This window comes from Amycolatopsis sp. MEPSY49, from assembly GCF_051337345.1.
Taxonomy (GTDB): Bacteria; Actinomycetota; Actinomycetes; order Mycobacteriales; family Pseudonocardiaceae; genus Amycolatopsis.
Window position 1 is genome coordinate 53,183 of the sequence record NZ_JBDLYJ010000014.1, and the last position, 13,195, is coordinate 66,377.

Annotated in this window: 8 protein-coding genes; 2 read left to right on the top strand and 6 right to left on the bottom strand. The window is 69.1% G+C overall.

All coding sequences use genetic code 11. The features are described 5' to 3' along the window. Positions 1-4 precede the first annotated feature (4 nt). The 3 genes from ABFJ78_RS41235 to ABFJ78_RS41245 all read right to left on the bottom strand — a co-directional run bounded on the left by ABFJ78_RS41235 (position 5) and on the right by ABFJ78_RS41245 (position 2,767). Entirely contained in the window at positions 5-673 is a 669-nt protein-coding gene (locus ABFJ78_RS41235; protein ID WP_436392890.1) for a Crp/Fnr family transcriptional regulator, read from the bottom strand. A 260-nt stretch (positions 674-933) separates the two neighbouring features. Next, entirely contained in the window at positions 934-1,533 is a 600-nt protein-coding gene (locus tag ABFJ78_RS41240; RefSeq protein ID WP_436392891.1) for a zinc ribbon domain-containing protein, read from the bottom strand. 61 nt (positions 1,534-1,594) lie between these two features. Continuing rightward, positions 1,595-2,767, bottom strand: coding sequence for an MFS transporter (locus ABFJ78_RS41245; RefSeq protein ID WP_436392892.1), 1,173 nt, complete (start codon positions 2,765-2,767; stop codon positions 1,595-1,597). Between the two features lie 95 nt (positions 2,768-2,862). Here ABFJ78_RS41245 and ABFJ78_RS41250 point away from each other — a divergent pair, with 95 nt between their 5' ends. Beyond that, complete coding sequence (locus ABFJ78_RS41250; RefSeq protein ID WP_003071759.1) at positions 2,863-3,363, top strand: Lrp/AsnC family transcriptional regulator; 501 nt, start codon at positions 2,863-2,865, stop codon at positions 3,361-3,363. Positions 3,364-3,410: 47 nt separating this feature from the next. Beyond that, complete coding sequence (locus tag ABFJ78_RS41255; protein ID WP_436392893.1) at positions 3,411-4,184, top strand: M15 family metallopeptidase; 774 nt, start codon at positions 3,411-3,413, stop codon at positions 4,182-4,184. A gap of 57 nt (positions 4,185-4,241) precedes the next feature. Here the strand turns inward: ABFJ78_RS41255 and ABFJ78_RS41260 are convergent, their stop codons facing one another. From ABFJ78_RS41260 to rpoB, 3 genes are all read right to left on the bottom strand, one after another. After that, positions 4,242-5,345 (bottom strand): hypothetical protein, encoded by a 1,104-nt coding sequence (locus ABFJ78_RS41260; protein WP_436392894.1) that lies wholly within the window; start codon positions 5,343-5,345, stop codon positions 4,242-4,244. A gap of 275 nt (positions 5,346-5,620) precedes the next feature. Then, on the bottom strand, positions 5,621-9,532 hold the full coding sequence (locus ABFJ78_RS41265; RefSeq protein ID WP_436392895.1) for a DNA-directed RNA polymerase subunit beta': 3,912 nt from the start codon (positions 9,530-9,532) through the stop codon (positions 5,621-5,623). 97 nt (positions 9,533-9,629) lie between these two features. Beyond that, positions 9,630-13,133 (bottom strand): DNA-directed RNA polymerase subunit beta, encoded by a 3,504-nt coding sequence (rpoB, locus tag ABFJ78_RS41270; protein ID WP_436392896.1) that lies wholly within the window; start codon positions 13,131-13,133, stop codon positions 9,630-9,632. Between the last annotated feature and the right edge of the window lie 62 nt (positions 13,134-13,195).

The following is a 13,195-nucleotide window of genomic DNA, read 5'->3' on the forward strand; positions in this document are numbered from 1 at the left end:
TTCGTTAGCCAGGATCAGCGAATGCGGCTAGCCCGTTCAGGTCAAGAATAGTTACTGTCCGGTATCTGTACGCAATATAGTTCCTGTCCCTCAATTGGCGGACAGCCAATTGGGTTGCGTCTCGGCCTGCACCGATGAGCTTGCCGAATTCCGGCTGGGAAAGCTGAATCCCCAGCCGCAGCCCGGCTTCGCCCGGGGTGCCGTGCTGCACCGACAGTTCGAGCAGCACCCGGGCGAGCCGCACCGCCGTGTCGTACCCGGCGAAGTCGAGCCGGCGCCGGTTTGACCAGTCGAGCCGGTCGGCGATCATGTGGCAGACCACCCGCCAAGCTTCTTCCCGGCGCCGCAGGAAGAGCCGGAAGCTTTCGAGCGGGATCCAGTGCACCGTCATCGCGCGGCACGTCGTCACCGTCGCCGAGCGGGGACCTTCGCGCAGCACGCCCATCTCGCCGACGAGGTCACCGCTGATCCTGATGCCCAGCAGGGTCTCGGTGCCGTTTCGGTCCGCCGCGGTCACCTTGACGCACGCCAGCCTCGGCTGTTTCCCGTGCCCCAAGAGAAAAACGTGCGTGCTGGGCGCGCCCTGGCGCAGCAGTACCGTCCCGGCGGAGCAAGGTTTCGGCTTACCCAATCCCAGCAATTCCCTGGCCAGCGCGGCCGGCAAGCGCGCCATCACCGTCTCCCCCGGCCACTCCGCCCCATTCCCACCCGGACCGTCGCCAACCACGCCGCACCCTCCTCCGCGAGTTCCGGAACGGCTCTCCGATCCGGTTTCGTGCCCGCGAGCCCCCTCGCGCACCTGAAGACGAATACCCGCTGCGAGGGCGGTTGTCGACGGCCGGGAAAGCTCGCGGCCCGCCGGAGCGGGCCGCACAACCGGAATCTGACGGAAATCGAGGGAAGGAGCAGGTGACGCCGGTTAGGGTCCTCAGGTCAAAGTTTGGTGCCGCAGTCCGAGCAGAACAGCGCTCCCGGCTTGTTGGTCTCGCTCCCGCAGCCACCGCAGGCGACCTTGAGCGCCAGGGAAGTGCCGCAGGACGAACAGAACTTCCCGCCGTCGGCCTTCAGCCCGCAGCCGGGGCAGGTGACCTTGGCGCGGGTGTCGATGTCGAGGCCGCTGGTCCAGTCCTTCTCGCGGGCCTTGTCCCAGATCTGGTCGCGCTGCGCGGACGCCTGCGCGCGCGAGATCTCCTCGTTCCAGCACTGGTCGTGGCACATCCAGTCGCCGCAGCCGCGGCACTGGCGGAAGCTCGGGGTGATCTCCTTGACCGCCGCGGACAGGGCCTTGTCCTTGGCGGGCGAGTTGGTCGCGCGGTCGTAGCGCCACTGGTCTGCCGAGTTGCTCAGGTCTCGCAGCGTGCCGCCGAAGAACGACCCGACGGCGCGAAGCACGCTTCGCCCGGTCTCGACGTTGTCGCGCTGGAAAGCGGATCGATAGCCGTTGCCGCAGCGTTCGCACCGGAACTCGAACTGGTACCCCTGCGTGTTGGAGAGGTCCGAGAAGTTGTCCGTGAAGGGCACAGAGTCAGCCACGGCCCATCTTCGCCACCGCACCGCGCGTCCGGCGAGGACAGATTTGCCGACAACGACCCGGCTACCGGCCGTCACGGGATGCCAGCAGCGCCAACGGAAGCAGCGCCAAAACGCCGCCGACGACCGCCACGAGCGCGTACCCACCGCCGGCGAACAGCTGTCCTGACCCCAAACCGGCCAACGCGGACGCCGACCAGACCACCGCGTCCACCGTGCCCTGCACCCGGCTGCGCGTCTCCGGCGCGAGGTCGCGGCTCAGCTGGGCGCTGCCGCCGACGAACACGAGGTTCCAGCCGTACCCCAGCAGGAACAACGCCACCGGCAGGCCGGACGTGTGCGCGGTCGGGGCCGCGAGCGCCGTCGCCGTCGAAAGGGCCAGCACGCCGAGGCCCGCGTTGACCGTGACACGCGGGCCCCAGCGGTCGGCGATCCGGCCGGACAGCGGCGCCAGCGCGAACATGCCGAACAGGTGCGCGCTCAGCACCCAGCCGACGACGTCGAGGCCGTGCCCGTGGTCCTCCAGCTGCACCGGCGTCATCGTCATGACGGCGACCATCGTGAGCTGCGCGGCGACCATCGCGACCAGCGGCCGCGCGACACCGGTCGCCCGCACCGGGGCACTCACCGGCACCTCCTGCCGGAGCGGGACGTGCCGCGGCAGGAACGCCGCCGCCAGCGCCGCCCCCGCCGTGGCGAGGACCGCGACGGCGACCGGCCCGGACAACGCCGGCCAGCCGAAGCCGGTGGCGACGTCCGCCGCCGGGGCCATCAGCGCCGGCCCGGCGAGCGCGCCGACGGTCCCCGCCCAGACGACGTTCGAGAGCGCGCGGCCCCGGCGTTCCTCGGGGTAGAGGTCCGCGGCCAGGTAGCGCGACAGCTGCGCGCCGCCGTTGCCGAGACCGACCAGCAGGATGCCCAGCAGGAGCGGTATCAGCGACGTCGTCAGCGCGCCGGCGAACGCGACCAGCGCCCCCGCCGCGGCGACGGCGTACCCCGCGCTCAGCACGCGACGGCGGCCGTGGCCCGGCAGCAGCAGGCCGGCGCCCAGCGCGCCGGCGGCCGTGCCGAGCACGTTCGCGACGCTCGGCAGGCCGCTCCACCCCGGGCCGCTGCCCGCCGCGACGATCAGCGTCGCCGCCGTGCTCAGGCCGACCGTCGCCGTGTTGAGCAGCGCGACGCCGGCGAACAGCGCTCCCATGGACCGGGCCCGGCCGGTCACCGTCAAAGTCCCCATGACCAGGAACTTTAGGAACTTCCGGGGCGCGTTCGAAGGGGCGGTGAACGGCAAATCCGTGGCCACGGCCGCGCTTCGGAAGGAAAATGGGGCCCATGACCTTCCGTTCGGAAAAGCCCCTGGACGACGTCGACTGGCGGCTGCTGGACCTGCTGCAGGCCGACGGGCGGTTGTCGTTCAAGGAGCTGGGCCGCCGGATCAACCTGTCGGCGCCGGCGGTCGCCGAGCGGGTGCGGCGGCTGGAGGAGACCGGGGTGATCACCGGCTACCGCGCGCAGGTCGACGCGCGGCGCGCGGGCCAGCCGCTGCAGGCGTTCGTCGAGATGCGCTGCGCGCTGAGCAGCTGCCTGCTGAAGACGTCGAAGTCCGAGGACTACCCCGAGGTCGTGGAGATCCACCGCCTGTCCGGCGACCACTGCACGATGCTGAAGATCCGGGCGGCGTCGCTGGAGCACTTCGAGGGCCTGCTGGAGCGGCTGGGCAAGCACGGCGAGCTGCGGTCGTCGGTGGTGCTGTCGACGCAGTTCGAGGGCCGGCCGGTGCAGCCGCCGTCCGACGACTTCCTCCGCGCGACGACGTCGGAAGGCTGGTCGTGACCGGTCTGGCGGCTGCGCGACCGCGGGCCGCCTGCTAGACGAGAGGGATGCCGATCTTCCGCGTCTTCGCCGTCGCCCTCGCCGCCTTGGCCGGGGTCGCCGTCCCCGCTCCCGCCCAGGCCGCCCCGGCGGCCGAGTTCGTCGCGCTGTCCGACGTGGCGCCGTCGATCCTGCAGGACATCCGCTACGCGACCCGGCACAACTTCGTCGGGCAGCGGATCGACGGGTACCTCGAGCCCACCTGCATCCTGACCCGCCAGGCGGCCGACGGGCTGCGGCGAGCCCAGGCGCAGGTGCTCCGCCAGGGTTACACGCTCAAGGTGTACGACTGCTACCGCCCGCAGCGCGCGGTCGACCACTTCGTGCGGTGGGCGAAGGACCTCGCCGACGAGAAGATGAAGGCGGAGTTCTACCCGAACGTCGAGAAGGACCGGCTGTTCGAAGAGGGGTACATCGCGGAGAAGTCCGGCCACAGCCGCGGCAGCACGATGGACCTCACGCTGGTGAAGCTCCCGCCGCGCCACCAGCGGCCGTACCGTCCCGGCGAGCCGCTGAAGCCGTGCTTCGCGCCGCAGGACCAGCGGTTCCCGGACAACATGGTCGACATGGGCACGGGGTACGACTGCTTCGACCCGCTGGCCCACACGGACAACCCGGCGATCACGGGAGCGGCGCGCACGAACCGCGACGTGCTGCGCAACGCGATGACGGCGGCGGGATTCCGCAACCTGCCCGAGGAGTGGTGGCACTACACGCTGAACGGCGAGCCGTTCCCGGACACGTACTTCGACTTCCCGGTGTCCCGCTGCAGCCTCCGCTGAGCCGCGAAAGCGCCCGTCGGTCCACTGTGGACCGACGGGCGCCGTACCGCCGGGACGTCAGCAGTCCGCGGGGTTGACCGGCACCTCCGGCGGCGGCGCGTCGCCTTCCTCGGCGGCGATCCGGTACGCGTAGTGGTTCGCCGGCGGACCCTGGACCTCGATCCCGGTCGGGTTCTCGTACTTGGTCTTCCAGCCCGCCGGGGTCAGGAAGTACAGCCGGTACTCGGGGCCGGGAGCCACGTCCTCGAAGAGGAAGTGCCCGGTGGCGTCGCTGGTCTGCCGGCCCGCGACCGGGCAGCGCCGGTCGGACACCAGCACGACCTCGGTGCCGGCCAGCCCCTGCGCGATCTCGCCCCGGTCGTCGAGCACTCCGATGCTGCCCTCGACGACGGCCTGCCCGCCCGGCACCGCGGCCTCGGCGCGGGCGTTCGCGTGGTTCTCGATGTCGACTTCGCTGTACCCGAAGTCGCAGGCGGCCACGACCTTGCCGCGGTTCCACACGAGATCACCCCAACCGGGGCCGGTCGCGTTCAGCAGGTGACCGTCGCCGATGCGGTTGCACGCGGCCACGATGCCGGTGAGCGGGGTCGGGCCCGAGTTCGCCAGCGTCACGGTGAGGTGGGCCAGGTCGCCCGGCTGGTAGCTGTCCTGGGTGAACGCCAGCGACGCGGTCAGCGCGCCGTTCAACGGCGGCGCGCCGCGGACGAGCAGGTCCGGCGTGTCCGCTGCGATCCGGACGGTCTGCCACGGGACCAGCCAGCCGTCGACGACCTCGCCGCCGAGGGTGTAGTCCCCGGCCGGGAGGTCGAAGGTGAACTTCCCTTCCCCGTCACTCGTGGCCGCGTAGGTCCGGGTGTTGTGGACGTACCGCAGGGTGAGCGTGGTGCCGGGGAGCGGTTCGCCGCCGTCGAGTGCGCCGTTGCCGTTCCGGTCGGCGTACCAGACGCCCGTCGCGCGGCCGGGCACCTTCGCGACCGGCACCCGGGAGTCGAACGAACCGACCCCGAACCCGGTCCCGTCGAACACGATGCCGCGCAGGGCCGTCGTGGTCTGCTCGGGGTCCCGGACCTGGCCGGACACCGTCAGCTCGAACGACCCGCCGGCCTCGATCGTCAGTCCCGGCCGGTCCTGGAGCGCACCCCAGCCCCCGTAGGGGACCAACAGGTCGATCGGGTCGAAGTCCTGGAAGACCGTGAGCCCGGTCGCCCGGCCGGAGCCGTTGTTCGTCAGCTTGGCCGTGGAGCGGCGAACACGCCGGTCAGCGCCGCCATCGCCGTGACGAGCACGGCGAGCGAGACCGCCGCCCTTCGCCCGACGGAACGCATGACAAATGAAGTGGTCAACGGCAGCCGGGTCCCCCGGCCGATTGGCCGGTTCCGGCCACACGGGAAAGGCCCCCGCCGGAAACCCGGCGAGGGCCTTTCGTCGACTCAGCTTCAGCGGAAGTCGCGGCCGAAGTCGTAGTCGTCCAGCGGAACCGCCGCACCGGTGCCCGTACCGAACACGTCCGGGGTGTAGTAGCCGTCGTCGTAGGACGGGATCGCGTACGCCGCGACCCGGGCCTCTTCCGTCGGCTGCACCTGGATGTTGCGGTACTTGTTGATGCCCGTACCGGCCGGGATCAGCTTACCGATGATCACGTTCTCCTTGAGGCCCACGAGCTTGTCCGAGCGGCCGTTGATCGCCGCGTCGGTCAGGACTCGCGTGGTCTCCTGGAACGACGCCGCCGACAGCCACGAGTCCGTGGTGAGCGACGCCTTCGTGATGCCCATCAGCACCGGACGGCCCGAAGCCGGCTCGCCGCCCTCGGCGACCGCGGCCCGGTTCGTCGCCTCGAACTTGGTCCGCTCGGGCAGCTCGCCCGGGAGGAAGTCCGTGGCACCGGAGTCGATGATCGTCACCCGGCGCAGCATCTGCCGGACGATGACCTCGATGTGCTTGTCGTGGATCGACACACCCTGCGCCCGGTACACCTTCTGGACCTCGTCCGTCAGGTGCATCTGCGCCTCGCGCGGCCCCATGACCCGCAGGACCTCGTGCGGGTCCGGCGTGCCCTCGAGCAGCTGCTGGCCGACGTGGACGTGGTCGCCGTCGCCCAGCGGGCCGTTCGGGGTGTTCGCGAGCCGCTGACGCTTGGACAGCTTGTCGAAGACGATCTCTTCGCCGCCGTCGTCCGGGATCAGCGTGATCTTCCAGAACCGCTCGCTCTCCTCGATGCGCACGCGGCCATCGACGTCGGCGATCGGCGCCTTGCCCTTCGGGACCCGGGCTTCGAAGAGCTCCTGGACACGGGGCAGACCGGTCGTGATGTCGTCACCGGCGACACCACCCTGGTGGAACGTACGCATCGTCAGCTGCGTACCCGGCTCACCGATCGACTGGGCCGCGACGATACCCACGGCCTCGCCGACGTCGACGAGCTGACCGGTCGCCATCGAGCGGCCGTAGCAGGTCGCGCAGATGCCGACGGCCGACTCGCAGGTCAGCACCGAGCGGACCTTGACCTTCGAGATGCCGCTGGAGAGCAGCTTGTCGATGGCCGGGTCGCCGATGTCGTCGCCCGCGTTCAGCACGACGTTGCCCTTGGCGTCCACCGCGTCCGTCGCGAGGTTCCGCGCGTAGACGGAGGTCTCGACGTGCTGGTCGCGCAGGACCTTGCCGTCGCCGATGTCCTCGCCGATCGGCATCATGATGCCGCGGGTGGTGCCGCAGTCGATCTCGCGGACGATGACGTCCTGCGAAACGTCCACCAGACGCCGGGTCAGGTAACCCGAGTCGGCGGTCCGCAGCGCCGTGTCCGCCAGGCCCTTCCGGGCACCGTGCGTCGCGATGAAGTACTCCGCCACCGACAGGCCCTCACGGAAGTTGGCCTTGATCGGACGCGGGATGTACTCACCCTTCGGGTTCGACACCAGGCCACGCATACCGGCCAGCGACCGGACCTGCGTCATGTTACCGGCGGCGCCCGACTTCACGATCATGGCGATCGGGTTGTCGTCCGGCAGCGCCGTCTCCATGATCTTGTGGACCTCTTCGGTGGCCTGCGTCCACACCTTGACGAGCTCGTTGTTGCGCTCGGTGTGCGACAGCTGACCACGCTGGTAGCGCTTCTCCACCTGGGAGGCCTTGCCCTCGTACTCGTCGAGGATCGCGGCCTTGCCCACCGGGGTGAGCACGTCCGAGATGGCGACGGTGACGCCCGAGCGGGTCGCCCAGTAGAACCCGGCGTCCTTCAGGCGGTCCAGGGTCTGCGCGACCTGGGTCATCGAGTACCGCTCGGCGAGGTCGTTCACGATCGCGGCCTGCCGCTTCTTCGGCATCGGCTCGTTGATGAACGGGTAGTCCGCCGGCAGCAGCTCGTTGAACAGCACGCGGCCCAGGGTCGTCTCGGCCAGCCACGCCTTGCCCGGCTCCCAGCCCTTCTCCGCCAGCGCCGCTTCGTCGGCCTTCGCCGGCTGACGGTCGGTGATGCGGATCTTGACCGGGGCGTGCAGGCTCAGCGCCTTGCGGTCGAAGGCCATGATGGCCTCGGCCGGCGACGAGTACGCGTTGCCCGCGCCCTCGGCGTCCTCGGTGAGGCGGGTCAGGTGGAACAGGCCCGTCACCATGTCCAGCCGCGGCATGGCGAGCGGACGGCCCGACGCCGGCGACAGGATGTTGTTCGCCGACAGCATCAGGATCCGGGCCTCGGCCTGCGCCTCGGCCGACAGCGGCAGGTGCACCGCCATCTGGTCACCGTCGAAGTCCGCGTTGAACGCCTCGCAGACCAGCGGGTGCAGCTGGATGGCCTTGCCCTCGACCAGCTGCGGCTCGAAGGCCTGGATGCCGAGGCGGTGCAGCGTCGGCGCGCGGTTCAGCATCACCGGGTGGCCGGTGATGACCTCTTCCAGCACGTCCCACACCTGCGGCCGCGAGCGCTCCACCATCCGCTTGGCGGACTTGATGTTCTGCGCGTGGTTCAGGTCGACCAGCCGCTTCATGACGAACGGCTTGAACAGCTCGAGCGCCATGTCCTTCGGCAGGCCGCACTGGTGCAGCTTCAGCTGCGGGCCGACGATGATGACCGAACGGCCCGAGTAGTCGACGCGCTTGCCGAGCAGGTTCTGGCGGAACCGGCCCTGCTTGCCCTTGAGGAGGTCGGACAGCGACTTCAGCGGCCGGTTGCCCGGGCCGGTGACCGGACGCCCGCGGCGGCCGTTGTCGAACAGCGCGTCGACGGCCTCCTGCAGCATCCGCTTCTCGTTGTTGACGATGATCTCGGGCGCGCCGAGGTCGATCAGCCGCTTGAGGCGGTTGTTCCGGTTGATCACCCGGCGGTACAGGTCGTTCAGGTCGGAGGTCGCGAAGCGGCCACCGTCCAGCTGCACCATCGGGCGCAGGTCCGGCGGGATGACCGGGACGGCGTCGAGCACCATGCCGCGCGGGTCGTTGCCGGTGGCCTGGAAGGCCGCGACGACCTTGAGCCGCTTCAGCGCGCGGAGCTTCTTCTGCCCCTTGCCGTTGCGGATGGTGTCGCGCAGGCTCTCGGCCTCCGCGGCGACGTCGAACTCGGTGGCCAGCTTCTGGATGGCCTCCGCGCCCATGCCGCCGGTGAAGTACTCGCCGTAGCGGTCGACGAGCTCGCGGTAGAGCAGCTCGTCGGCGATCAGCTGGCGGGTGTCGAGCTTCGTGAAGGTCGTCCAGACCTCCTCGAGACGGTCCAGCTCGCGGCCGGCACGGTCGCGGAGCTGGCGCATCTCCCGCTCGCCGCCCTCCTTGACCTTGCGGCGGACGTCGGACTTGGCGCCCTCCGCCTCCAGCTCGGCCAGGTCGGCTTCCAGCTTCTGCGCGCGGGCCTCGATGTCGGCGTCACGCTTGGTCTCGAGGTTCTTGCGCTCGACGCCGATCTCGTTCTCGAGGGTCGGCAGGTCGTTGTGGCGCAGCTCCGTGTTCACGCCGGTGATGACGTAAGCAGCGAAGTAGATGATCTTCTCGAGGTCCTTCGGCGCCAGGTCCAGCAGGTAGCCCAGGCGGGACGGAACACCCTTGAAGTACCAGATGTGGGTGACGGGCGCGGCCAGCTCGATGTGGCCCATCCGCTCGCGGCGCACCTTGGCGCGGGTCACCTCGACGCCGCAGCGCTCACAGATGATGCCCTTGAAACGGACGCGCTTGTACTTGCCGCAGTAGCACTCCCAGTCCCGGGTCGGGCCGAAGATCTTCTCGCAGAAGAGGCCGTCCTTCTCGGGCTTGAGCGTCCGGTAGTTGATGGTCTCCGGCTTCTTGACCTCGCCGTACGACCACTGACGGATGTCGTCGGCCGTGGCGAGACCAATGCGGAGCTCATCGAAGAAGTTGACGTCCAGCACGTCTAGATCCCCTTGGGGTTGTTTCGGCTAGAGAGGGGTGGCGGGCGAGGTGGGACCTGTGTCCGACTCGGGAGGCAGGTCCCACCTCAGCTCGCGATCAGTGCACGACGTCGTCCACCGAGGGCGACTCGTTGCGGGACAGGTTGATGCCGAGGTTGGCCGCGGCGCGCTCGAGGTCCTCGTCGTCGGAGTCGCGCATCTCGATCGCCGCGCCGTCGCTGGAGAGCACCTCGACGTTGAGGCACAGCGACTGGAGCTCCTTGAGGAGCACCTTGAACGACTCCGGGATGCCCGGCTCGGGGATGTTCTCCCCCTTGACGATGGCCTCGTACACCTTGACGCGGCCGACCACGTCGTCCGACTTGATCGTCAGCAGCTCCTGCAGCGTGTAGGCGGCGCCGTACGCCTGCATCGCCCAGCACTCCATCTCACCGAAGCGCTGGCCACCGAACTGCGCCTTACCACCCAGCGGCTGCTGCGTGATCATCGAGTACGGACCGGTGGAGCGGGCGTGGATCTTGTCGTCGACCAGGTGGTGCAGCTTCAGGATGTACATGTAGCCGACCGACACCGGGTACGGGTACGGCTCGCCGGAGCGGCCGTCGAACAGCGTGGCCTTGCCGTTCTCCTTGACCATGCGCTCGCCGTCGCGGTTCGGCTTGGTCGCCCCGAGCAGCCCGGTGAGCTCCTCTTCCTTCGCGCCGTCGAACACCGGGGTCGCGGTGTTCGTGCCCGGCGCGACGTCGTAGAGCTCCTCGGACAGGTTCTTCGCCCAGTCCGGGTTGCCTTCGATCGTCCAGCCCTGCGACGCCAGCCAGCCCAGGTGCAGCTCGAGGATCTGGCCGATGTTCATCCGGCGCGGCACACCGTGGGTGTTCAGGATGATGTCGACGGGCGTGCCGTCCTCCATGAACGGCATGTCCTCGACCGGCAGGATCTTGCCGATGACACCCTTGTTCCCGTGCCGGCCGGCGAGCTTGTCGCCCGGCTGGATCTTGCGCTTCTGGGCCACGTAGACGCGGACCAGCTCGTTGACGCCCGGGGGCAGCTCGTCGTCGTCCTCGCGGGAGAACACCCGGATGCCGATGACCTTGCCGGTCTCGCCGTGCGGCACCTTCAGCGAGGTGTCGCGGACTTCGCGGGCCTTCTCACCGAAGATCGCGCGGAGCAGGCGCTCTTCCGGCGTCAGCTCGGTCTCACCCTTCGGCGTGACCTTGCCGACCAGGATGTCGCCGTCGCGGACCTCGGCACCGATCCGGATGATGCCGCGCTCGTCGAGGTCGGCCAGGACCTCCTCGGAGACGTTCGGGATGTCCCGGGTGATCTCCTCGGCGCCCAGCTTGGTGTCGCGGGCGTCGATCTCGTGCTCCTCGATGTGGATCGACGTCAAGACGTCGTCCTGCACCAGGCGCTCGGAGAGGATGATCGCGTCCTCGTAGTTGTGGCCCTCCCACGGCATGACCGCGACGAGCAGGTTCTTGCCGAGCGCCATCTCACCGTTCTCGGTGGACGGGCCGTCGGCGATGACCTGACCCTGCTCGACCCGGTCGCCCTCGTTGACGATCGGGCGGTGGTTGAAGCAGGTGCCGTGGTTCGAGCGGCGGAACTTGTACAGTCCGTAGCTCTTCCGCGTGCCGTCGTCGTGCATGATCGTGATCAGGTCCGCCGAGAGCTCCTCGACGATGCCGGCCTGCTCGGCGACGAGCACGTCACCGGCGTCGACCGCGGCGCGCAGCTCCACACCCGTGCCCACGTACGGGGCCTGGTTGCGCAGCAGCGGCACGGCCTGGCGCTGCATGTTCGCACCCATCAGGGCGCGGTTCGCGTCGTCGTGCTCGAGGAACGGGATCATTGCCGTCGCGACCGAGACCATCTGCCGCGGCGAGACGTCCATGTAGTCGATGTCGAGCGGGTCGATCAGCTCGACCTCGCCACCCTTGCGGCGGGCCATGACGCGGTCTTCGATGAAGGTGCCGTCGTCGGAGATCGGCGCGTTGGCCTGGGCCTTGACGTACCGGTCCTCTTCGTCCGCGGTCAGGTAGTCGACCTGGTCGGTGACCCGGCCCTCGACGACCTTGCGGTACGGCGTCTCGATGAAGCCGAACGGGTTGACCCGCGCGTAGGAGCAGAGCGAGCCGATCAGGCCGATGTTCGGGCCTTCCGGCGTCTCGATCGGGCACATCCGGCCGTAGTGCGACGGGTGGACGTCCCGGACCTCCATGCCGGCGCGCTCACGGGACAGACCACCCGGGCCGAGGGCCGACAGACGACGCTTGTGCGTCAGGCCCGACAGCGGGTTGTTCTGGTCCATGAACTGCGACAGCTGCGAGGTGCCGAAGAACTCCTTGATCGCCGCGCCGATCGGGCGGATGTTGATCAGGGTCTGCGGCGTGATCGCTTCGACGTCCTGCGTCGTCATGCGCTCGCGCACGACGCGCTCGGTGCGGGAGAGGCCGACCCGGATCTGGTTCTGGATCAGCTCGCCGACCGTGCGCAGGCGCCGGTTGCCGAAGTGGTCGATGTCGTCGGTCTCGACCGGGATCTCGGTGCCGTTCTGCGCGTCCATCTTGTCCTCGCCGGCGTGCAGCCGGACCAGGTACTCGATGGTCGTGACGATGTCCTCTTCGGTCAGCGTCCCGGTGTCGTACGGCGTCTCGAGGCCCAGCTTCTTGTTGACCTTGTACCGGCCGACCTTGGCCAGGTCGTAGCGCTTCGCCTTGAAGAACAGGTTCTCCAGCAGGGTCTGCGCGCTCTCCTTCGTGGGCGGCTCGCCCGGGCGCAGCTTGCGGTAGATGTCGAGCAGCGCCTCGTCGGTGCCGGCGGTGTGGTCCTTCTCGAGGGTGGCCAGCAGCGTCTCCGAGAAGGAGAAGCGCTCGCGGATCGCCTCGGTGGTCCAGCCGAGCGCCTTCAGCAGCACGGTGACCGGCTGGCGGCGCTTGCGGTCGATGCGGACGCCGACGGTGTCGCGCTTGTCGACGTCGAACTCGAGCCACGCGCCGCGGCTCGGGATCACGCGGACGCTGAAGACGTCCTTGTCGGTCGTCTTGTCGACGTCCTTCGAGTAGTAGACGCCCGGCGAGCGGACCAGCTGGGACACGACGACACGCTCGGTGCCGTTGATGATGAACGTGCCCTTGTCGGTCATGACCGGGAAGTCGCCGAGGAAGACCGTCTGGCTCTTGATCTCGCCCGTGTTGTTGTTGACGAACTCAGCCGTCACGAACAGCGGGGCGGCGTAGGTCATGTCCTTGTCCTTGCACTCCTCGATCGAGGCCTTGACCTCGTCGAAGCGCGGAGCGGAGAAGGACAGGGACATCGAACCGGAGAAGTCCTCGATCGGGGAGATCTCGTTCAGGACCTCTTCGAGGCCGCCGACCGGGTTTTCTTCACCTTCTTCGACACGGCGTTCGAACCACGCTTCGTCCCCGGTGAACCACTGGAACGACTGGATCTGGACGTCGAGCAGGTTGGGGGTGCTGAGGGGTTCGCGAATCTTTGCGAAGGAAACCCGCTTGGGCGCGCCGGGGATTCCCGTGGACTCCGAGCGAGATTCAGCCGAGGTGGTCGCAGCAGTGGCCTGGTTCGCGGGAGAGACTGCCAAGATGCGTCCTTCCGGGGACAATGAGCGGTGACGGCCGCCATAGCAACAGCTATGAGCGACTG

Excerpts from the sequence above, each read along its gene's own strand:
- ABFJ78_RS41235 (WP_436392890.1), bottom strand. The coding sequence starts at position 673 with ATGGCGCGCTTGCCGGCCGCGCTGGCCAGGGAATTGCTGGGATTGGGT.
- ABFJ78_RS41245 (WP_436392892.1), bottom strand. The coding sequence starts at position 2,767 with ATGGGGACTTTGACGGTGACCGGCCGGGCCCGGTCCATGGGAGCGCTG.
- ABFJ78_RS41250 (WP_003071759.1), top strand. The coding sequence starts at position 2,863 with ATGACCTTCCGTTCGGAAAAGCCCCTGGACGACGTCGACTGGCGGCTG.
- ABFJ78_RS41255 (WP_436392893.1), top strand. The coding sequence starts at position 3,411 with ATGCCGATCTTCCGCGTCTTCGCCGTCGCCCTCGCCGCCTTGGCCGGG.